The sequence below is a fragment of the Vibrio sp. IB15 genome (assembly GCF_016406055.1).
Taxonomy (GTDB): Bacteria; Pseudomonadota; Gammaproteobacteria; order Enterobacterales; family Vibrionaceae; genus Vibrio; species Vibrio chagasii.
Window position 1 is genome coordinate 1 of record NZ_JAEFCE010000060.1, and the last position, 20575, is coordinate 20575.

13 protein-coding genes are annotated in these 20575 nt (G+C 44.9%); 3 read left to right on the top strand and 10 right to left on the bottom strand.

The genetic code is table 11. From position 1 onward, the window contains the following. Window positions 1-381 precede the first annotated feature (381 nt). Window positions 382-1785, top strand: coding sequence for a hypothetical protein (locus JC606_RS18750; protein ID WP_198779162.1), 1404 nt, complete (start codon window positions 382-384; stop codon window positions 1783-1785). 63 nt (window positions 1786-1848) lie between these two features. Here the strand turns inward: JC606_RS18750 and pheT are convergent, their stop codons facing one another. From pheT to JC606_RS18780, 6 genes are all read right to left on the bottom strand, one after another. Next, entirely contained in the window at window positions 1849-4269 is a 2421-nt protein-coding gene (gene pheT / locus JC606_RS18755; protein ID WP_198779163.1) for a phenylalanine--tRNA ligase subunit beta, read from the bottom strand. 18 nt (window positions 4270-4287) lie between these two features. Then, window positions 4288-5271 (bottom strand): phenylalanine--tRNA ligase subunit alpha, encoded by a 984-nt coding sequence (gene pheS, locus JC606_RS18760; protein ID WP_004741591.1) that lies wholly within the window; start codon window positions 5269-5271, stop codon window positions 4288-4290. 430 nt (window positions 5272-5701) lie between these two features. Further along, window positions 5702-6910 carry a hypothetical protein gene (locus JC606_RS18765; RefSeq protein WP_198779164.1) on the bottom strand — a complete coding sequence of 403 codons (1209 nt, stop codon included), beginning with the start codon at window positions 6908-6910 and terminating at the stop codon, window positions 5702-5704. A gap of 9 nt (window positions 6911-6919) precedes the next feature. After that, a complete protein-coding gene (locus JC606_RS18770; RefSeq protein WP_137407499.1) occupies window positions 6920-7741 on the bottom strand; it encodes an outer membrane lipoprotein-sorting protein in 822 nt (273 codons plus the stop codon). A 44-nt stretch (window positions 7742-7785) separates the two neighbouring features. Further along, complete coding sequence (locus JC606_RS18775) at window positions 7786-10248, bottom strand: efflux RND transporter permease subunit (RefSeq protein ID WP_233090484.1); 2463 nt, start codon at window positions 10246-10248, stop codon at window positions 7786-7788. 171 nt (window positions 10249-10419) lie between these two features. Further along, window positions 10420-11205: a TetR/AcrR family transcriptional regulator gene (locus JC606_RS18780; protein WP_004741595.1), complete on the bottom strand. Its 786-nt coding sequence runs from the start codon at window positions 11203-11205 to the stop codon at window positions 10420-10422. A gap of 422 nt (window positions 11206-11627) precedes the next feature. On the opposite strand from JC606_RS18780, the gene JC606_RS18785 reads away from it, so the two are divergent. Together JC606_RS18785 and JC606_RS18790 are read left to right on the top strand one after the other, a co-directional pair. Then, window positions 11628-12431: a hypothetical protein gene (locus JC606_RS18785; RefSeq protein ID WP_186170790.1), complete on the top strand. Its 804-nt coding sequence runs from the start codon at window positions 11628-11630 to the stop codon at window positions 12429-12431. Continuing rightward, window positions 12352-13104 (top strand): hypothetical protein, encoded by a 753-nt coding sequence (locus JC606_RS18790; protein WP_137407542.1) that lies wholly within the window; start codon window positions 12352-12354, stop codon window positions 13102-13104. The genes JC606_RS18785 and JC606_RS18790 overlap by 80 nt, the downstream gene beginning before the upstream one ends. 134 nt (window positions 13105-13238) lie before the next feature. On the opposite strand, the gene JC606_RS18795 is transcribed toward JC606_RS18790, so the two are convergent. The 4 genes from JC606_RS18795 to JC606_RS18810 all read right to left on the bottom strand — a co-directional run bounded on the left by JC606_RS18795 (window position 13239) and on the right by JC606_RS18810 (window position 20484). Further along, a complete protein-coding gene (locus tag JC606_RS18795) occupies window positions 13239-13733 on the bottom strand; it encodes an outer membrane beta-barrel protein (RefSeq protein WP_198779166.1) in 495 nt (164 codons plus the stop codon). Between the two features lie 143 nt (window positions 13734-13876). After that, a complete protein-coding gene (gene hrpA / locus JC606_RS18800) occupies window positions 13877-17917 on the bottom strand; it encodes an ATP-dependent RNA helicase HrpA (protein ID WP_198779167.1) in 4041 nt (1346 codons plus the stop codon). A gap of 286 nt (window positions 17918-18203) precedes the next feature. Next, window positions 18204-19415 carry an L-lactate MFS transporter gene (locus JC606_RS18805; protein ID WP_186170792.1) on the bottom strand — a complete coding sequence of 404 codons (1212 nt, stop codon included), beginning with the start codon at window positions 19413-19415 and terminating at the stop codon, window positions 18204-18206. Between the two features lie 22 nt (window positions 19416-19437). Next, window positions 19438-20484, bottom strand: a complete 1047-nt coding sequence (locus JC606_RS18810; RefSeq protein WP_137407503.1) for an alcohol dehydrogenase catalytic domain-containing protein — start codon at window positions 20482-20484, stop codon at window positions 19438-19440. Between the last annotated feature and the right edge of the window lie 91 nt (window positions 20485-20575).

A 20575-nucleotide genomic window follows, 5' to 3' on the forward strand; every position in this document is an offset into this window, starting at 1 on the left:
ACGGTGAGTCACATATGGTGTCGTTGACCTTCAAGCTGATTTGATCAACAACGCCACTTAAAAGTAATATCCGATATCGCTAATAGCCGTTCAAAAGGAAAGACAATCGACCGAGAAGAGTTCATAGAGAAAATTTACAGTGAAGAAGATTTATTAGAAGATATTGAATTAGATAAAAATAAATTCGAGTACTTTGTAAAAGATTTTTCAGATAAAGAATCAACTATAAGAACAATTATCGCTTATAATTTCAATCTAACTGATAAAGATAAAAAAATCGCTAAACTTGAAGAACAGAGTCAGGCGGTAAACATCCTTAAAAAGTATAACTACCTTGACGATTGTATCGTATGTGACCACAAAATAGACTCAAAGAAATTATTGAGTGAAAAGAGCGATCAAGTAGAAAAAACTCATAAGTCTCTTTCAGATAAAGAAAAGAAAATTGCCGAAAAAATAATAAAGGGCTTACCACAGAGTGATCCATTCAATATTAGAGAAAGAATCTTCACAGCTATAAATAAGTCCGATAAGACTTTTATTACTGACTTGGTGGCAGACTTTGAAAAATATAAGCTAGTTTATTGGGAGTGCCTAAAAAAAGAACTAATTGAAGAAAGTAAAAAATATAATCTAAAAAATGATAATGATGATTATCAGGAACTTAAGATTAATAAACCTGAATTCGATAGTGAAGACATTTTATTCATCGAAAAGTTTTTAAATGAAACGCTAGAGCGAAAGATAACACTAGAGCGAGATGACGACAATAATATAAAACTTCTTTTAGGTGGTTCTGAGTTTCTAAAAGTAGATAGAAAGCAACTATCACTAAGCAATGGTGAGCAAAACTTCTTATCACTTTCATTTGAGCTACTTAAAGCAAAAAATACAAAGCAAAAATTTGTAGTGTTAGATGACCCAATATCAAGCTTCGATTCTATTTACAAAAACAAGCTTGCTTATGCAATAATATCGTTCCTACGAGATAAGAAAACAATAATTCTTACTCATAACACCGATCTAATTAAGCTTTTAGAGCACCAGCAACAGCAGTGTATAAACTTGTATTATTTTAATAATGTTCAAGACGAAAACAACGGTTTTATTCCGGTTAATAGAAATGAACTAAAGATCTTACTCTACATACATGAGTTTTTAAACTTGCTCAGAAAAGATATAAAAGATGAAATAATAGATAATAAGCAATTTCTGATATCTATTGCCCCTTTCATGCGTGGATATTGTCAAATACTTGGGCGTCGTGAAGAAAAAAATAGTATAACAAAGCTAATGCATGGGTATAATAATGAAAAGGTCAATCTCAGTGAGATTTATATGACCTTATTTGAACAAGAAATTAGAGACCCGGTTACAGGTGATTATCTAGTTTCCGCTACTGATATTATCTCAATGGATAGTCAAACTTTTAAACCAATAAAAGATAATAACTACCCCCTACTTTCAAAGTCTCTAAGGCATACTATGAACTATTTATTTTTGAGACTAAGTGTAGAGAGAAAACTTGTAGATAAATTTTCTATTGATACTAAAAAACATGACCTTTTGTCTCAAATAATATTAGCTGCATTTCCATTTAAGAAAGACACTGCGGAAAAAAGAGCACATCGTGTATTTTTCATGTCAAGAAAAACACTCTTGAACGAATTCAACCACTTTGAAATGGATATGAATATTTTCCAACCTGCTATTGATATTACAGACAAATCACTAAATAAGGAAAAGGTTCAGATTCTCGCAAGACTAGATAATATTATGTCATAGCTTAAACAAACAAAAAGGCCTCGCAATTGCGAGGCCTTTGATTTTTCTATCTATCAGAAGAGATTAGTCGCGAAGTGCTGCGCCGAATTTCTCTGAGATTGAAGCTACGATAGCATCTACTGAACCAGCGATGTCTGCATCTTCTAGTGTGCGCTCTACAGACTGTAGAGTCAGTGCGATAGCTAGGCTCTTCTTGCCTTCTTCTACGCCCTTACCTACGTAAACGTCGAACAGTTTAGCGTCTGTTAGGAATTCGCCACCAGCTGCGATACACGCTTCTACGATGTCGCCAGAAGCGACTGCTTCGTCAACAACAACTGCGATATCACGACGGTTTGCAGGGAACTTAGATACTGCTACTGCTTCTGGAAGCACGCGAGTGTTGATAGCTGCCCATTCGATTTCGAATACGATAGTACGGCCGTTTAGACCAAACTTACGCTCTAGTTCTGGGTGAACAGTACCAATGATACCCACTTCCCTTTCTGTTTCTAAACCAGCGTCTACTACGATAGCCGCAGTTTGACCTGGGTGAAGTGCTGGGTGCTTAGCTGCTTTGAAGCTGTAAGCTTTTTCGTTCGCTGTTAGCTCTAGAACTGCTTCTAGGTCGCCTTTTAGGTCGAAGAAGTCAACAGTGTTAGTTGCAACGTCCCAGTGCTCTTCACCGCGAGTACCAGAGATAACGCCCGCAAGCATCATTTCTTGGCGCATACCGTTTTCAGCTGTTTCTTCAGGGATGAAACGTAGGCCAGATTCGAATAGACGAACGCGAGACTGTTGACGCTTCTGGTTGTGAACCACTGTGTTTAGAAGACCTTGGATTAGGCCAAGACGCATTGCTGACATGTCCGCAGAGATTGGGAATGGCAGGATTAGCGGCTCAACACCAGGTACAACAAGTTTTTGCTGTTCTGGTTCTACGAAGCTGTATGTGATTGCTTCGTGGTAGCCACGGTCTACAAGAAGGTCACGAACGCGCTTAAGCGGTTGGTCAGCTTCTTTGTGGTCATTCATTTTAAGTGCTGCTTTAGGCGCTTGGTTTGGAATGTTATCGTAACCGTAGATACGACCGACTTCTTCAATTAGGTCTTGCTCGATTGCGATATCGAAACGCCAAGATGGAGACGTTGCCGTCCAACCTGCGTCTGTGCTCTCGCTCTCTTCAACAACAGTAACTTCACAACCTAGACGAGTTAGGATTTCTACCACGTCTTCAGATGGGATTTCGTGACCTAGTAGGCTGTCTAGCTTAACGCGACGTAGAGATACTACGTTTGCTTTTGGTAGATCAGCTTCAGATTCACTGCCGTTTACTGGCGCAACTTCACCACCACAGATATCAACTAGAAGCTGTGTTGCACGCTCCATTGCTGCTGCTTGTAGTGTTGAATCAACACCACGCTCGAAACGTAGAGAAGAATCTGTGTGTAGGCCGTAAGCACGTGCGCGACCACGGATGTGACCCGGTGCGAAGAATGCTGCTTCTAGAAGTACGTCTGTCGTTTCAGTTGTTACACCAGACTCTTCACCACCAAAGATACCAGCGATTGCTAGTGCTTTGTTGTGGTCAGCGATAACAAGCGTGTTGCTGTTTAGTTCAGCTTCGTTGCCATCTAGAAGTGTTAGTTTTTCGCCCTGCTCTGCTAGACGAACCACGATGCCACCTTCGATCTTAGCTAGATCAAATGCGTGCATTGGTTGGCCTTGCTCTAGCATCACGTAGTTTGTGATGTCTACAACTGGGTCGATTGAACGGATACCACAACGGCGCAGTTTTTCTTGCATCCAAAATGGCGTTTCCGCTTTCACGTTTACGTTCTTAACCACACGGCCAAGGTAACGTGGACAAGCATCAGTTGCTTTGATTTCAACAGATACTGTGTCTTCAATGCTTGTTGCAACAGCTTCTACTGCAGGCTCTGTAACGTCTGCACGGTTTAGTACGCCAACTTCACGAGCAAGGCCACGGATGCTGAAGCAGTCTGCGCGGTTTGCTGTTAGGTCTACGTCGATAGTTACGTCGTTAAGCTCAAGAAGCTCACGTACGTCCATACCTAGCGTTGTGCCTTCTGGCAGCTCAAGGATGCCGTCAGACTCTACGTCGATACCTAGCTCAGAGAAAGAACAAAGCATGCCGTGCGATGGAACGCCACGTAGTTTTGCTTTCTTGATTTTGAAGTTACCAGGCAGTACTGCGCCAACTGTTGCTACTGCTACAGTTAGGCCAAGACGACAGTTAGATGCACCACATACGATGTCTAACAGCTCTTCTTCGCCGATATCAATTTTAGTTACTTGTAGTTTGTCTGCGTCTGGGTGCTGACCGCACTCAACCACTTTACCTACTTTAACGCCGGTGAATTCACCAGCAACAGGTTCTACATCGTCAACTTCCAAACCAGCCATAGTGATTTGGTGAGCTAGCTCTTCGCTGTTAATTGCAGGTTTAACCCACTCGCGTAGCCAAGATTCACTGAATTTCATAGTTTCGACTGCCCCGGATTACTTGAATTGTTTAAGGAAACGAAGGTCGTTCTCGAAGAACGCACGAAGGTCATTTACGCCGTAACGAAGCATCGTTAGACGCTCTACACCCATACCGAATGCAAAACCAGAGTATTTCTCAGGGTCGATGCCAACAGAGCGAAGTACGTTAGGGTGAACCATGCCACAACCTAGAACTTCTAGCCATTTGCCATCTTTACGTTTCACGTCAACTTCAGCTGAAGGCTCTGTGAACGGGAAGAATGAAGGACGGAAACGCACTTCAACTTCTTCTTCAAAGAAGTTACAAAGGAAATCGTTAAGAATGCCTTTAAGTTGTGCGAAGTTTACGTTCTCATCAACTAACATACCTTCCACTTGGTGGAACATTGGCGTGTGAGTTTGGTCGTAGTCGTTACGGTAAACACGGCCCGGAGCGATGAAGCGGAATGGCGGTTTGCCGTTTTCCATCGTACGGATTTGAACACCAGAAGTGTGCGTACGTAGCATTAGATCAGGGTTGAAGAAGAAAGTATCGTGATCAGTACGAGCTGGGTGATCGTCTGCGATGTTTAGTGCATCAAAGTTGTGGAATGCATCTTCGATCTCAGGGCCAGACTCAGTGTTAAAACCAAGCTCACCAAAGAACTGTTCGATACGCTCAACTGTGCGAGTAACTGGGTGAAGACCACCGTTCTCAATGCGACGACCTGGTAGGCTCACATCGATAGTTTCTTCAGCTAGTTTCGCTTCAAGCTCTGCACGTTGAAGTGCGTCTTTGCGAGCTGCGATCGCTTGTTGAACAGCACCTTTCGCTTTGTTGATCTCTTGACCAGCAGTGCGACGCTCTTCAGGTGGAAGTTTACCTAGGCTTTGTAGTTGAAGAGTGAGTTCACCCTTCTTACCTAAATACTGAACTCGCACTTCATCAAGTGCGACTAACGAATCTGCTGTATCAATAGCAGTCGTTGCATTAGCAATGATCTCTTCTAGATGTTGCATCATTTCCTCATCTACCAGTTGGTAGTGTCCGTATCGGATGATTAGTTTTTTTAGATAGCTACACATAGTAATCAAACACGCAACCAATGCCAAATTGAATCGCTAAAAGAACAAGTTATTGCCTAAAAACACGGCAAATTTAACGTTAGAAAACAGAATTTCATTGAAATCGGTGAAATCAGAGAGAAACCGATACAAAAACGTCACCAAGTGAGACAGTTTGATTACATTCACTGAACCTAAGTTGAGGCGGTGGTGTTCACAAGATTTGGATAGGAAGGATGGAACTGAGACAAGAATGTACAACTGAGATAACTAGGTAGAACAGAGATAATAAACCAAGGAGCGAGGTTTAAGGCCATCGCTCTTTGGTTTATTCATAGAAAAGCTGAATTTGAACTTAAAAAATTGAAGCTAAAACATCGAGCCTTTAGAAGTAATACTCCAACGCAACTTCGACAAAATCATCTTTGCGAGCGAAGAACAACAAATCCTCTGGGGTTTCGTTCTCAAACAACCACGCATTCAATCGCCACTTGAGGTTGTTATTGATGCGACTAGAAGCTTCTAGCTTGGCACTGTAGACATCACTGTTATCTAAGTCTTGAGTGATACCAGCAAGCACTTCGGTGCCGTCTTCATCGTTCAAAGCGAAACGTGCCCCAAGGAACACATCATTTTGGCCGATGGTTTGGGCATTGTTGCCTCGGCTGTCATACAGGTATTCAGCGATGAAGCCGATGTCCCAGTACGATTCAAGCGCCCCAACCCAAGTGTATTCAAAGCCCGTTGCTACGCCGGTGTGGTTGTCGTAACTGTCGCGATAAATACTTTCCAGCTTCCATAACCAGTCGCCAATAATGCCTTGCACATCCAATCCGAAGTGCTGCATTTGTGCGTAGTATGGCTTGAGTTGGTTGCCTTGCACACGGTAATAAGGGTCGCGGTTTGTGCCGCCTAAGTAACTTAAACCGACATCCCAATCACCGTACATTTGGCTATAACGCAATGCCACATCAAGGTGCTTTTCTTCTCGCGAAGATTCGTAAAGCGCATCGTCCGATACTGGCACGGTTGGCCTTAATCGACCGTCTTCGCCTGCGAAGGTACGCTCACGAAAATACGGCAGTAACATGGCGTCGATGGTGCCCCACTCTTTTATCGAGGTGAAGTGCACCATAGGCTGACCTAACTTGGATTCGCCATCGACCGATTCAATGGCATCGGTCTGGTTTACCACATCCACTAAATGCGCCGATTCGGTTACGCCCCAAAATACCTTTCCAACACCCGCCCGCAGTTCGTAGTCGTCCCAGTAAGTGAGATACAAGGCTTCACGAATATCACCATGAGTTCGTTCATCGTCTTCGCTGTCTAGACGATAAAACGGGGTAAAGGTAAAGCTGCCATTACCCTCTTCTTGCTCCCAGTAAAACTCTGGCTGCAACACCAGTGAGCTTTGTCCTTTGTCTTGCCCTTGTAAACCGTCGCTAAAGAACTGCCTATGTTCAAGGTTAACCTGCCCTGCGATATCAGGGCTAAAGCCTGCCGCCACACAAGGCAACGACACCTGCATAAGCCCGACGGTCGCTGCCAAGGTTAAGGATAATTGGGTTCCTGTTGCCACAATCCTTTTCATATTCCTGCCTTATTTCGCACGTTTTAGTGTGTTCTTTTGGAAATCCTTGTCTTTAAGACCGGTCTGGAACACTAAATCTGTCGTGGTTAATACGGTGCTTTTACCTGTTTGATGGTTTTGCATCGCCATAGTGTGCGCACGCCAGTATTGGTTTAGGTACTGTTTGTAATCTTGGAACGATAGCGTCTTAAGTAGTGCGCCTTTACGGTCGTAAAACTCGACTTTCATTGGGCGATAGTGCTGTTGGTCTAGCCAGACTTTCTGCATGGTGTAGCCTGAGTTTTTGTCGGTCGGTACTTGCTCTAAAACAAAGGTGTCTACGCCTTCCAGTTTCGCATCTTCAACATAGTTGAAGGTGTACTTTTCTAGCTCAAACGAGCTTAAGTCTTCATACGCAAATTCACTGCCCATAAACGGGCCCGATTTGTTACGTGAAGAGATGCGTTTCACACGCTTAAGTGCAGGCAGATACAACCACTGGTCATCGGATTTGGTGATGTGCGAATGGTTTAGGAAAGCCGTGCCTTTTACATCACGTGGCTCGTCAAAAATGGTTAAGCCTTTATCGCCATCGTTATCCACTTCTAATGATTTCAATCGCATCAGGCGTGTGCTGCTTTCACCCTGTTTATTGCGAAGTAGCATTTCCATAGTCGCGACAGAGTCGCCCCACCCGACATCGACAGCTTTACGTTGCTCGGCAATTTCTAAGCCTTTCGCTGGGTCTGCTAATACTGGGAAAGTTGCGAATGTGCCTATTGTTAACGTACCGACGCTCAATGAGCTGACTGCGAATAATGTAGTAACGAATGTTTGTTTAACGCTTTTCATAAATATCTCCTTGAGTCAGCCCACCGCAGCAGGCTGACGTTTCCTTATTTGGTCGATGTCGTCAGTTCAGCTGTTGGGCTAGGCTGCGACTTGTTGTCAGGCTTTGATTCGTGCTGAGTTTTAGCTGAGTAGTGGGTCTGCTTGTCGAAGATCATCAGTAGGCTTGGTAGCAAGATGAAGTCGACCACCAACGCAATGAAAATCACAATCGCGCTGAGTAAGCCCATGTCGGAGTTGAGTCTGAAGCTCGACATCGCCAGTACAGAGAAACCAGCCACGAGTACCACTGTGGTGATCCACAATGCTCGTCCAACCGTGTGGAAGGCGTATCGAACCGCTTCTTCTGCTGATTTCCCTTCAATTCTTGCGCGTTGGTATTTGCTCAAGAAGTGCACCGCATCATCAACCACAATACCCAGAGTGAGCGTTACCACCACGGACAAACCAAGGTTGATTTCACCAGATATAAGCGCCCATAGACCAAAGCCAATAATCGCAGGTGCAATGTTTGGCACTAGGCTGATCATGCCCAAGCGAACTGAGCGCAACGCAAAGATCATCAAGCCAGAGATAAGTACTAAGGTGATAGGCAGAGTCGATAACATGCTCGCCATGTTAGTTTCGCCAATGTGAGCAAACATCAGTGATGGGCTAGACGCGACCACTTCATACTGAGGTGCATTGGCAGCAAACCATGAGTAAATGCGCTCTTCGAGTTCGACTAGCTCAACACTGCCAAGGTTGTCGACGGTAAGTACCATTTTGATCGATGACTTATCGACGTTGATCTGGTTATTCAAGTCCAAGCCATACGGCAGAGACATCTCATAAAGCAGCAGGTATTGCGCAGCAAGTTCACGGTTAAGCGGCAGCTTGTAGTAGCTTTCATCGTCGCCATGCATGTTCTTGTTCAAACGCATGTAAACATCGGAAAGCGTTGCCACATGGTCGGTTTCTGGTTGAACACGGAGCCATTCAGTAAAGTCACCAATCGCTTGCAAAAACACAGGATCGGCAATCGCTTGAGACTCGTTAGTCTTAACCGCAATACTGATGGTGGTCATGCCGCTTACGGTCTCTTCCATGAAATCAGCCGCTTGCCTGAATTCGCTTGAGGTATCGAAATACTTCACCGATTCATCGTTCACTTTGTTGAGTGGAATTAACGCGGCAGCGCCAACAATGACCAGAGTTGAAATCGGCAGCAGTGCTTTACGGTTGGTGACGACAAAATCACCCAGCTTATCCATAAAAGTGATTTGGTCTTCCGCTTTAGGATTGGCAGATAGGCGTTTGACTGGCAGCAGTTTTAGCAACGCAGGCAACATAGTCACAGATAGGAAGCACGCAATGAGTACACCCAGTGCCGACAATTTACCGAAGTCACGCAGCACTGGAGAGTCCGACATGTTCATCATCAAGAAACCGATCGCAGTGGTCACTGAAGTAATCAGAATCGGCATCGCGTTGAGCTTGATACTGTATTGAATGGCCAGTGCTTTCTCCATTCCGCGTTGCATCGCTTGTCTCATGGTCACAATCACGTGAACACAATCGGCTACCGCCAAAGTTAAAACCAAGGTAGGCACATTCACGGTTGCGGTACTCAAGAACATCCCTGCCCAACCGGATAAACCCATGGTGGCAACAATTGAAGAGATGATCACAATAAGCGTCGCCACCACATTAAAGAACGAGCGCAGCATAAAGGTCAGGAACACCAGTACCACCAACAGCATTAACGGAACGAGCGTTGAGCTGTCTTGTTGAGCCGAGGTCATAAACGCATTGTTCATGGCAATGATGCCCGCTTTATGGAACTCGACATTAGGATACTGAGCTTGGTACTTACCGATCATGGCATTGATCGCCGCAATCACCTCTTGCACTTCTGCGGTTTTATCCACTTCTGGCAGCTGCACGGTTACGTTAACAATCGTCACATCGCCAGAGGCCGACACTAAGGTATTCTTAAGCAACGGTTCATTGAGGGCGATCTGTTTTACTTTGGCGATGCGCTCTGGTGTGTGTTCGTACTCTTCATACAGCAAGTCTTCTACCAAAAGATCATCTTCAATGGCTTCGGTGTGCTGATAATTGGCAAGGGAATCCACACGGCTTGAATACGGGATCTGCCACGCATCGACCGTGAGGTTTTGAATCAGGGTGAGAGTTTCTGGGGTGAAGACATTGCCATCTTCAGGTGCGACAACAATCGCAAGGTTGTCGGTTTTTGCAAAGGTGGTTTGGATTTCATCGAACGCCATCAACTGCTTGTTGGTGCCTTCGAAGAAGATGTTGTAGTCCCCTCTAAAGTAGAGGTTCTTGGCCCCTAATGCAGAGAGAATGATGATTGAAAACACCACCAGCAGAACGATAAACGATCGCTTGGTAGGTATTGAGTGCCAACTGTTTAGATCTGCGTTTGCACTATCGGCATTAGGGTTATCTCGGTTTTGCTGATCGAACGTGGGCTTCTGGCTGTCATGTTTCATCACAGTCTCCATTTGTGACGATTCGTCATATTTGTGTCATAAAAAGCCAGCCGAAGCTGACAAAAAACACAATTCTTAGTCAAACACTCAAGAAAACAGCAACCACAGTCGGTCAATCTCAAGTTTGTGACGAATCGTCAAAAATGGTTATTAATAAACCCACATATGTGGGTTTATTGGAAGCTATCGACCTACAGACTCTAAGTAAGCGATCTCTTCACTGAACAGTTCCTGTTCTACACGACGCCAAGTTTTGCGGTAATCCCAATCGCTAGAGAGGGGCTGCCAATTGAGGCCGTCTAGAATCATGTTCGCGTTGTGTAATACTGAATACGGGTCTTGTAACCGCTTAATACAATGACTGTTCGATGCGTTCTGTGACAAGGCATTTGAACCAAATGCAATTGACCAGTTAGCAAAAACGATGGCATCAGAACCAACACCAGAAGAGAACTTTAGGTCACCCGCTTCTACGGCTTGGTTAACCATAGAGTCGCATTGTTCAATCACCAACTCTTCCAGTTCATTCATCTCGGCGACGCGTGCACTAGACGCTTTCTCTAGTACCCACGGGCTTTTTGCCATGATCGCACAGGTTGATAATACCGGTTCCATGCGAGCATAGATTCGGTAAGCAACGTGCAGTGCGACGATCTTTTCACGTGTGTTGCCTTCAAACTCTCCAGAGCGAGCAAACATCATTGCTTCTGTCTTAAGAGAATGAATACATAACGCTAAAACGACGTCTTCTTTGCTGCAAAAGTGATTGTAGATTGTCCCTTTAGAATAAGAGCTCGCTGCCGTTAGCTTGTCCATTGTTAGGTTTCCGAACCCTTGTTCTCGAACCAGATCTTTCGCCAACAACATCAACTCTACTTCTCGGTCTGCAATAGACTGCTGCTTTTTAGACAACACGCCTTTGCAACCAAAGATACCTTGTTTATCGCCTTTACAACCAAAGCCAAACATAATTTCTCAGTCCGTATTTTAGCTTAACTATTATTTAAGCTTAGCCAGTATTTAAAACACTCCTATCCAATATGTTAACACGAATAGTAAATTCATGTAGTTAACCATTTTGTGACGCTTCGTCATTTTTGACTTATCGTCATAATAGCTCATTTATTGATCATATCAAGATGTTTTATAAATTTAATATAATCTGTGAATAACTGGGTGAATAGATGAGGTAATTATCAATAGCAAAAATGTGTGATGGGTATGTGAACATCCTACGAAAAAATTGGCGTGTCATGCTGCCTTTATGGGGCAAACCTCTCCTTATGGTTAATATTTGTCTCACTGATGTGGTTTTCTGCTAAGTTGCTATAAATTCAGTAAGGGGTGACTTACAATAGAGTCAACGACCTACCTTTTTTGAGAACACGATATTGAGCGCCAAATATTCTTATTTAGCTTGGCAAGTGAATACTTCTAGCCCAGCAGAAAAGCTTGTTTTATTGATGCTTGCAGATGGTGCGGATGAATCCGGTTACACTAATGTGTGCCTGCAATCGGCAAGTCAGCTTTGTGCTCTCTCTACGTTTGGTTTAGCCGACTGCCTTAAGTGCCTAGTCGACCAAGGTATTCTCGATAAGGTAAAAGTAGACTATCGAGATCAAAAAGAGATCCACGTATTCAAACTGCTCATTGAGCAAGAGCAAGCTGCGGCGCCCGTTGAAGCTCAACCGGTCAATAGTATTCCGGTCTACTCTACGGCACCTGCACCTGCACCTGCACCTGCACCTGCACCTGCACCTGCACCTGCACCTAAGTTTCAGCCTGCTCCGGCACCAATGCAAAACATGCAACATGCCCCTCGCCCACAAAGTCGAGGCTCAATGACCAGCAACACGGTTTCTACTCATGACTTGGATGAAGAGATCATTCCAACATGGGCAGAACGTGCGTTTAAATTCTCCGGCCTTGCTGGTGACCATAGCTTAATATGGAAAAAATTTGTCCTCTGGTATAAAGCCAAAGCCAATGAACTCATGCCAATCTCTCGCATCGAATCTAAGTTGCAGTACTGGTTAGTTAACGAGAAGCAAAATGAAAGACAACAACAGCAGAAGACCTCTCAATATTCAGGAAATGCAGGACAAGCTCAAGGAAATGGGTATCGACAAAAGCTTAGCCCATCTGAACGCTTCAGGCAGCAGCTCATTCAAAAAGGCAAAAAGCCAACCTTCTGATCCTGCACCTGCAGTCGTTCCAGAAGTTTTACCGGCAGCTTCGTCGCCATCGGTACCTGTTGTTGAATCAGACACTGGCTCAAATCAACAAGTACCTGTCGTAGACCAAGATCCAGCAGAACTTGAGCTAACAGACTGGTGTATCCATGTGTTCGGCTCTTTCTTGAGCGTGTACGAGACTCAGTGGGAATACCAATACGGTAGTGAACCAAGCGGTAAGTTCATTGAGTTTGCTAACTCTGTCGATTCTGACGGCCTCAACCGCGTGCTAATGCACTGTCATGAACGTATTCAACTTGGCAACAGCTGGCCACCGCAAATGGGTGAGCTTTGGATTCTGAAAGACTCTTTGACGGAAGAAGAGCTGTTGGATAGCCGCATTCGAGTATTGTCTCGCACCGCTGCGAACAAGATTGAGAAATGGCTGATTCAAAACAAGCTATATGACTTGAAGCGAACAGCAGAAAACAAGCTAGATGGCCTGTTTAAAAAGTACTACTTGGAAGCGAAGCGTTTAGACGAGAAAGGCATGCTTGAAACGGAATTACCACAATTCCTACTTGCCGCTAACTCAGTGAAGAACTTGAACGATTTGAAGCGTGAAGAGTACGAAAGCAAACACGGTAAAGCGCTGAATCCAAGAATCCAACAGATTCTCAACAGCAAGAAATAGCCACTCGCTTTCTAGTGTGAAAAACACAATGAACAGATACAAAAATGCCAGCAATTAAGCTGGCATTTTTTATGAATTCTTACGAACTCTTTAGCGACTAAACAACCGTTATTTACGATCGCCTTACTGAGTAGTTACAGTAGGTGAATAGTTGCGTTTAGCGTGAATACGCCAGAGTCGTCATCTTTCATTTTGAAGTTTTGGTAGCTAGCGCCTACAGATAGAGGACCAAAGATGAAGTATTCTGCGCCTACGCCGTACATGATATCAACGTCGTCTTGCTTGAAGTTGTCGCCTTTCAGCTCGTATGAGTGAAGACCACCTTTCGCGTATACGTGAAGAGGACCGAAGTCGATGCTTGGTTTGATTGCTAGGTAAGCAGTGCTCGCATCTAGGTTTGTAAGATTACGGTTACCGTACTTAACGCTGTCGAAAGAGCCTAGATCCCAGTAACCCGCTTCAACACCGATAAGTGGCAGGATACCTGTACCCACATGGATACCCATTGCTGTTTCTTCTTCGTTACCTAATGAGTTTTGACCAACCATTACACCGCCGTACAACCAAGAATCAGCCATTGCTGTTGAAGATGCACCTAGCAGTGCTAGTGCCAATAACGTTTTTTTCATATTCGACCTTTTTCGTCCTAGTGGCAGGCCTTGAGTGGTAATAAATTGCCACCAAGTCGCCCTGTATGTAATAACTATTCAATTAGTAATGCAATAAGCAAGATTTATACCCAAACCTTGCCATTGCGTCTAGCATTATTCCTTTAGCAAGCATCGATTGCGTTTTTAACACGCTTATCTGACACTGGATAAGGCGTACCGAGTTGCTGTGCGAAGAAGCTTACACGAAGCTCTTCTATCATCCAACGCACCTCTTTTACGTTTTCTGGTACCGCGATCCCTTTTGGAATTTTATTCAGCAGCTCTTTGTAATCATTCATTACTGACTCAACTTTGATCATATGCAAACGATCTTTGTTAGGGTCAATTGGCAGCTTCTCCATGCGGCGTTCGATTGCCTTCATATAGCGTAGGATATCTGGCAAGCGTTTCCATCCACATTCTGTGGCAAAACCCTTAAAAATCAAACCTTCTACCTGAGCTTTTATGTCAGAAAGTGCAAATGCCATAGAAAGATCAACACGCCCCTTCAACTTCTTGCTGATGCTGAATGCCGTAGTAAGGATAGTTTCTACCTGTTGAGCAATCTCAACCACGGTATCACCCAACTCTGCACGTACGTATTCTTTCAATGCTTCAAACTGCTCTGGTTCCCAAACCAAACCGCCCTTCTCTTCGATCAGCTTATCAATACCACAAGCGATACAGTCATCGATAAGATCGAGAACCTTGCCGTATGGGTTGAAGTACAAGCCAAGTTTCGATTTATTCGGTAAGTTCGAGTGCAAGTATTTGATTGGCGACGGCACGTTCAACAAGATCAAACGACGCTGACCCGATTTCATTGCTGAGATCTGCTCTTGTTCCGTCTCGAACAGTTTGATCTCTACGCTGTCTTTGGTATCCACCAACGCTGGGAAGGCTTTTACATCGTAGCCACCGCGCTTCTGTTGGTAAACTTTTGGTAACTCACCAAAGCTCCACGTATGCAGGTTTTGCTGCTCGATATCGTCATCCGCAACTTTAGAAAGCGTCTCTTGAACTTTGTCTTTCAGGCTCTCTTTCAGTTCATGTAAGTCTTTGTGTTCTTTCAACTTACGTTTGCGATGATCCACCGCACGGAATGTTACCTTTAAGTGCTCTGGAATCTGGTCTAACTTCCAGTCATCTCGTACCACTTCTACACCCGTCATGCGGCGTAGCTCTTTTTCAAGAGAGTCCAGTAGCGGCGCTTCAAGTGGTGTCACACGAGCCAAGAACGCATCCGCGTAGTTTGGCGCAGGCACAAAGTTACGTCGTAACGTCTTTGGTAGTGACTTGATTAGGCTAACCACCAACTCCTGACGTAGGCCTGGGATCTGCCAATCAAAACCGTTCTGGTCGATTTGGTTCAAGATAGGTAGCGGAATGTGAACCGTTACACCATCGTTGTCATCACCCGGCTCAAACTGGTAACTCAGTTTTAACTTCAGGCCATTTTGGTGCCAGAAGTTCGGGTAATCTAAATCAGTAACGTGGCTTGCATCACCGCGGAACAGCATCGATTTCTCGAAATTAAGTAGCTCTGGAGTCTCTTTGCTGGTTTTCTTCCACCAAGTATCAAAGTGACGGCCTGAAACCACCTCTTCGCCTACACGCTGATCGTAGAATTCAAACAGTTCATCATCATCGATCAAGATGTCACGGCGACGGGATTTATGCTCTAGCTCTTCCACCTCTTGTAGAAGTTTGCGGTTCTGTTTGAAGAACGCGTGCTTAGTTTCCCACTCGCCTTCAACCAATGCGCTGCGTACAAACAACTCACGACTGATGGTTGGGTCAATCGCGCCATAGTTCACTAGGCGTTTCGGAACAATTGGGATTCCGTAAAGCATCACTTTTTCGTGCGCCATTACCGCCGCTTGTTTCTTCGACCAGTGTGGTTCACTGTAGCTGCGCTTGATTAGGTGCTTCGCTAACGGTTCAATCCACTCAGGCTGAATTTTAGCAATCACACGACCCCAAAGTTTTGAGGTTTCCACCAGCTCAGCAGACATGATCCACTTAGGCTGCTTCTTAAATAGGCCAGACGCAGGGAAGATATGGAAGCGTGCATTACGCGCACCTTGGTATTCATTCTTCTCTTGGTCTTTCATACCAATGTGAGAAAGCAAACCTGATAGCAACGACTGGTGAATGCCATCGTAACTACCCGGCTCATCGTTGAGCTTGGTATCCAATTCACGCATCGCTTGGTGAATTTGGAAGTACACATCTTGCCACTCACGAATACGCAGGTAGTTCAGGTAATCTTGCTTACACTGTTTACGGAACTGGTTACTCGACAGCGCTTTTTGCTGCTTCTTGATGTAGTCCCATAGGTTCACAAAAGTGATGAAGTCTGAGTCTTTATCGAAGAAACGCTTGTGCTTGTCGTCAGACGATTGCTGTTTGTCTGATGGACGTTCTCGCGGGTCTTGGATTGAAAGCGCAGACGCAATAACCATCACTTCGTGTAGACAGCGGTTGTTTGGCGCTTCGATAACCATGCGCGCTAAACGCGGGTCGATCGGTAGCTTAGACAGCTTACGACCAATTGCCGTTAGCTTCTTAGTATCGTCGCCTTGGTTCTTGTTCTTATTACTTGGCTTGCCCGATGCAATCGCACCTAGCTCTTCGAGCAGTCTTACACCATCTTGAATGTTGCGCTTATCTGGCGCTTCAACGAATGGGAAGGCTTGAATATCGCCCAAGCCTAGTGCTGTCATCTGAAGGATTACAGACGCTAGGTTGGTACGCAGGATCTCAGGATCGGTAAACTCTGGGCGTGACTCGAAATCTTCTTCAGAGTACAAGCGAATACAGATACCTTCAGCAACACGACCACAACGACCTTTACGCTGGTTCGCACTCGCTTGAGAAATCGGCTCAATCGGTAGACGTTGTACTTTGGTGCGGTAGCTATAGCGGCTAATGCGCGCCGTACCCGGGTCGATTACGTACTTGATGCCCGGAACCGTTAACGAGGTTTCTGCCACGTTGGTTGCCAGCACGATGCGTCGACCAGTATGAGACTGGAAGATACGGTTCTGCTCACCTGCCGAAAGACGCGCGTACAACGGTACAATCTCGGTATCACGCAGATTACGCTTACTTAGTGCGTCCGCAGTATCACGAATTTCACGCTCACCATTCATGAAGATCAGGATGTCGCCTAAGCCTTCATCACACAGCTCATCAACCGCTTCGAAGATACCTTCCATTTGGTCACGATCAGAATCGCTGTCGTCACCACCTAATGGACGGTAGCGCGTATCTACAGGGTAAGTACGGCCCGACACTTCAATGATTGGTGCATTGTCGAAGTGCTTAGAGAAACGCTCTGGGTCGATGGTTGCCGACGTGATGATCACTTTTAGATCAGGACGCTTTGGTAGCAACTCTTTCAGGTAACCCATGATGAAATCGATGTTCAGGCTACGTTCGTGCGCTTCATCGATAATGATGGTGTCGTACTGATTTAAGAAACGGTCGTGTTGAATCTCCGCCAGTAGAATACCGTCGGTCATCAGTTTGATTTGTGTGTTGTCAGAAATCTGGTCGTTGAATCGAACCTTATAACCAACAAATTCACCCAACTGGGTTTCCATCTCTTCGGCAATACGGTTCGCAACCGAACGCGCAGCAAGACGACGCGGCTGAGTATGACCAATTAGGCCAAAGCGACCACGGCCAAGCTCAGAACAGATCTTAGGAAGCTGAGTGGTTTTACCCGAACCCGTTTCACCCGCCACGATAACCACTTGGTTTTCTTCAATGGCTTTCGCAATATCATCACGCTTTTGGCTAACAGGGAGAATTTCTGGGTATTCAATGGTAGGTTTTTGCGCAGCACGCTGGGTTGCCGTCATCATCGATTGGGCAATGTCTAATGCGATTTCATCGAAAACAGCATGCTTAGATTTTTCGTTCTTAATACGGCTTGCACCAGAAATACGCTTACTTAGACGGAAGCGGTCGCGCATCATGCACTCATTTAAGGCCTTACGAAGAGAGGCTGGGCTATTTTGAGATGCGCTTGCTTTAGGTGCTTGTTGTTTGTTGTTTTGCTTTTTTTGATTAGCTTGATCAGCAGCAGAGTCCGATGTCGCGTTGGTATTCGCTACATGGTTATTTTTATCTGCTTTTTCCGGAGACGAAGTCACAGCGTGTCCTATTCTTTCTCTTATATAAACTCGCGCGATTGTAGCATAAAGGAAAGGAACGAGTTAACACAAAGCAAGGAATATTAGCTGCCTAAGCGCCTGCTTAAACAAGGGATAATGCAAACTAACGTGTTCAATTGTTATACTAAAAACTGAAGCTGATTATTGGTAGGCAATCGATGATTCGATTAAAAAATGTTGGCTTAGATTGCCCAAGCCAACATTAGGTGGAAACACGTTATCGGTAGAGACTCTGAATTTAATAAGAGCCTCACCGATCTCACGTTTAGTATTCCAGATTAACTTCGTCTTCTAATAGCACAGACTTATCAACGGGTTTCATTAAGTAATTCATTACGGTGATTGAAACCAATAGCGCAGCGTAAGCCAAATAGGTGTTTTCAGCCGTCCCCGCTACCGAGGCGAGTATTCCCCCGAAGAACCCCGACACACCCCAAGCTGAATAGAGTATTCCAAAGTTGGTCCCGTACGTCTTCAAACCATAATCGACCGCTGTTACTGGAGGGAAAACACCAAATAACGCACCATAAGACATAGCGCCTGCGGAGATACCGATCATGAGAGGAATGGTCGTTTCAATGGTTGTAAAAAAGACCATATTGACCGCTTGCAACATGAATATTAAGCCCAGTGTATGAACACGCCCTATCCTGTCGAATACAACGCCGCCAATGACTCGCCCTGCGGTATTAAAAATCGCTAATAAAATGATACCTAACGCAATTTCTTCAGCGGTTAACCCTATCGATTTACTGACGTTGCCAATAGAGCCGATGAGCATGATACCTGCTGCTGATGACACCATGAACATTAACCAGATCTGGTAAAATTGAGGGGTTTTCAGCATATCTAGCCACTGGATGTTCACGTCTGATCCATATTCCGCGGCCTTTCCTCCGGGAATTTCTGAAACATACCCTTTGGGTGGGTTGACCAGCAGAGAAGCCATCGGGATCATAAAGAGCAGGCCGACACCAAGTATCTTGAACGTATCTAAGATGCCATAGTGTTCGATGAGAACGGTCGATAACGGAGCCAAATACAGTGCCGCCATCGCAAACCCACCAGCGGTTAAACCACTCACCAACCCCTTTCTGTTCTCTGGCCACCACTTCATAGTGCACGGACCAATACAAGCATAAGCAAAGCCCATCCCCGCACCGACCATACACCCGAAAGTAACCTGCAATTCCGCTAATGTTGAGGCATAACCGGACGCTAAAAGCCCCGCCCCGACAAGAAACACACCAAGTATTGTGACCTTCCTTGGTCCTATTTTGTCTTGCCATACCCCAGCCAAAAACAGACTTACCGAAAATGCGAACACCGAAGTCTGGTAAGGCCCATCTACGTCCTTAGGATCAACACCTAGCGCCTCAGCCAAAGGTTCACTGAAAACGCCCCATACATATAGGATACCGATCGATAGGTTCACGATTAAACCTATCACTAGTATTTTAAATGGTTTACTAATCAAGCTAACCTCAACAATTCGCTGTTTATGAACAATCGTTAGAAATGATGACTTTCAACGACTTGTGGTCTGAAGCATGGATAAATGTTGAATAAGCTTCTTCTGACTCTGTTAAATTGAACTGGTGACTAATCAGTTTTTGAGGCTCCAAATAACCCGCTCTAATTTGCTTGATTAACATTGGCGTTGTATTGGTATGAACCATGCCAGCTGTCATAGTGAAGTTTCGTTTCCACATGTCTTCTAGGTTAATCGTTGCAGATTTACCGTGAACACCAAGCACCGCAATGTTGCCTCCTGGGCACACCAACTTCTGAGACATATCCCAACCAGCAGGAATGCCAATAGCTTCAATCACCACATCCACACCCACATCGTCTGTCATGTCGAGAATTTGCTGTACGGCGCTGCCATCTGAGTTATCGATCGCATGGGTTGCACCTAGCTCTTTAGCCACTTGCAGTCGATGAGGGTTAGTATCGATTGCATAGATTTCACTTGGAGTGAAGAACTTAGAGGTCATCAGAGCTGCAAGGCCAACGGGGCCACAACCAATAACGGCAACAGAGCAACCCGGCTGAACCTGACCATCCAATACACCCACTTCGTAACCCGTTGGGAAAATATCGCTCAATAAAACCAGAGAGTCTGTATCGATGTCGTCAGGGACAAGGTGCAGGCTTGTATCGCCATAAGGAACTCGAACGTATTCCGCTTGGCAGCCATCAATTTCATTACCAAGTAGCCAGCCACCATCTAAACATTGACCAAATTTAGACACTTGACACATTTTGCAGCTACCACATGAAGTAATGCATGACACGATTACGCGATCGCCTGGCTTAAAGTTACTCACCAACTCACCGCATTCTTCGACGATACCAACCCCTTCATGGCCCATGATTGTGCCTGGCTTAAATGTCGCAACGTTATTTCTTAATATATGTAAATCCGTACCACAAATTGTGGTTTTCTCGATTCTTACGATGACATCGCTTTGCTTCTCAATTGTAGGGATTGGACGTTCTTCCAATTTCGCGCTGTCTTTTCCATCAAATACATATGCTTTCATTATTCTTCCTAGCTGACGTTGTTGTTATATAAATTCGAGCTCATCATATAGACGCAATTAAATAATTAACGTGACCAGCACAGCGATTAAC

Excerpts from the sequence above, each read along its gene's own strand:
- JC606_RS18780 (WP_004741595.1), bottom strand. The coding sequence starts at position 11,205 with ATGTTTGGCTTTGGTTGTAAAGGCGATAAACAAGGTATCTTTGGTTGC.
- pheS (WP_004741591.1), bottom strand. The coding sequence starts at position 5,271 with ATGCAACATCTAGAAGAGATCATTGCTAATGCAACGACTGCTATTGAT.
- JC606_RS18765 (WP_198779164.1), bottom strand. The coding sequence starts at position 6,910 with ATGAAAAGGATTGTGGCAACAGGAACCCAATTATCCTTAACCTTGGCA.
- JC606_RS18775 (WP_233090484.1), bottom strand. The coding sequence starts at position 10,248 with ATGGAGACTGTGATGAAACATGACAGCCAGAAGCCCACGTTCGATCAG.
- JC606_RS18770 (WP_137407499.1), bottom strand. The coding sequence starts at position 7,741 with ATGAAAAGCGTTAAACAAACATTCGTTACTACATTATTCGCAGTCAGC.
- JC606_RS18795 (WP_198779166.1), bottom strand. The coding sequence starts at position 13,733 with ATGAAAAAAACGTTATTGGCACTAGCACTGCTAGGTGCATCTTCAACA.
- JC606_RS18810 (WP_137407503.1), bottom strand. The coding sequence starts at position 20,484 with ATGAAAGCATATGTATTTGATGGAAAAGACAGCGCGAAATTGGAAGAA.
- JC606_RS18790 (WP_137407542.1), top strand. The coding sequence starts at position 12,352 with ATGGGTATCGACAAAAGCTTAGCCCATCTGAACGCTTCAGGCAGCAGC.
- pheT (WP_198779163.1), bottom strand. The coding sequence starts at position 4,269 with ATGAAATTCAGTGAATCTTGGCTACGCGAGTGGGTTAAACCTGCAATT.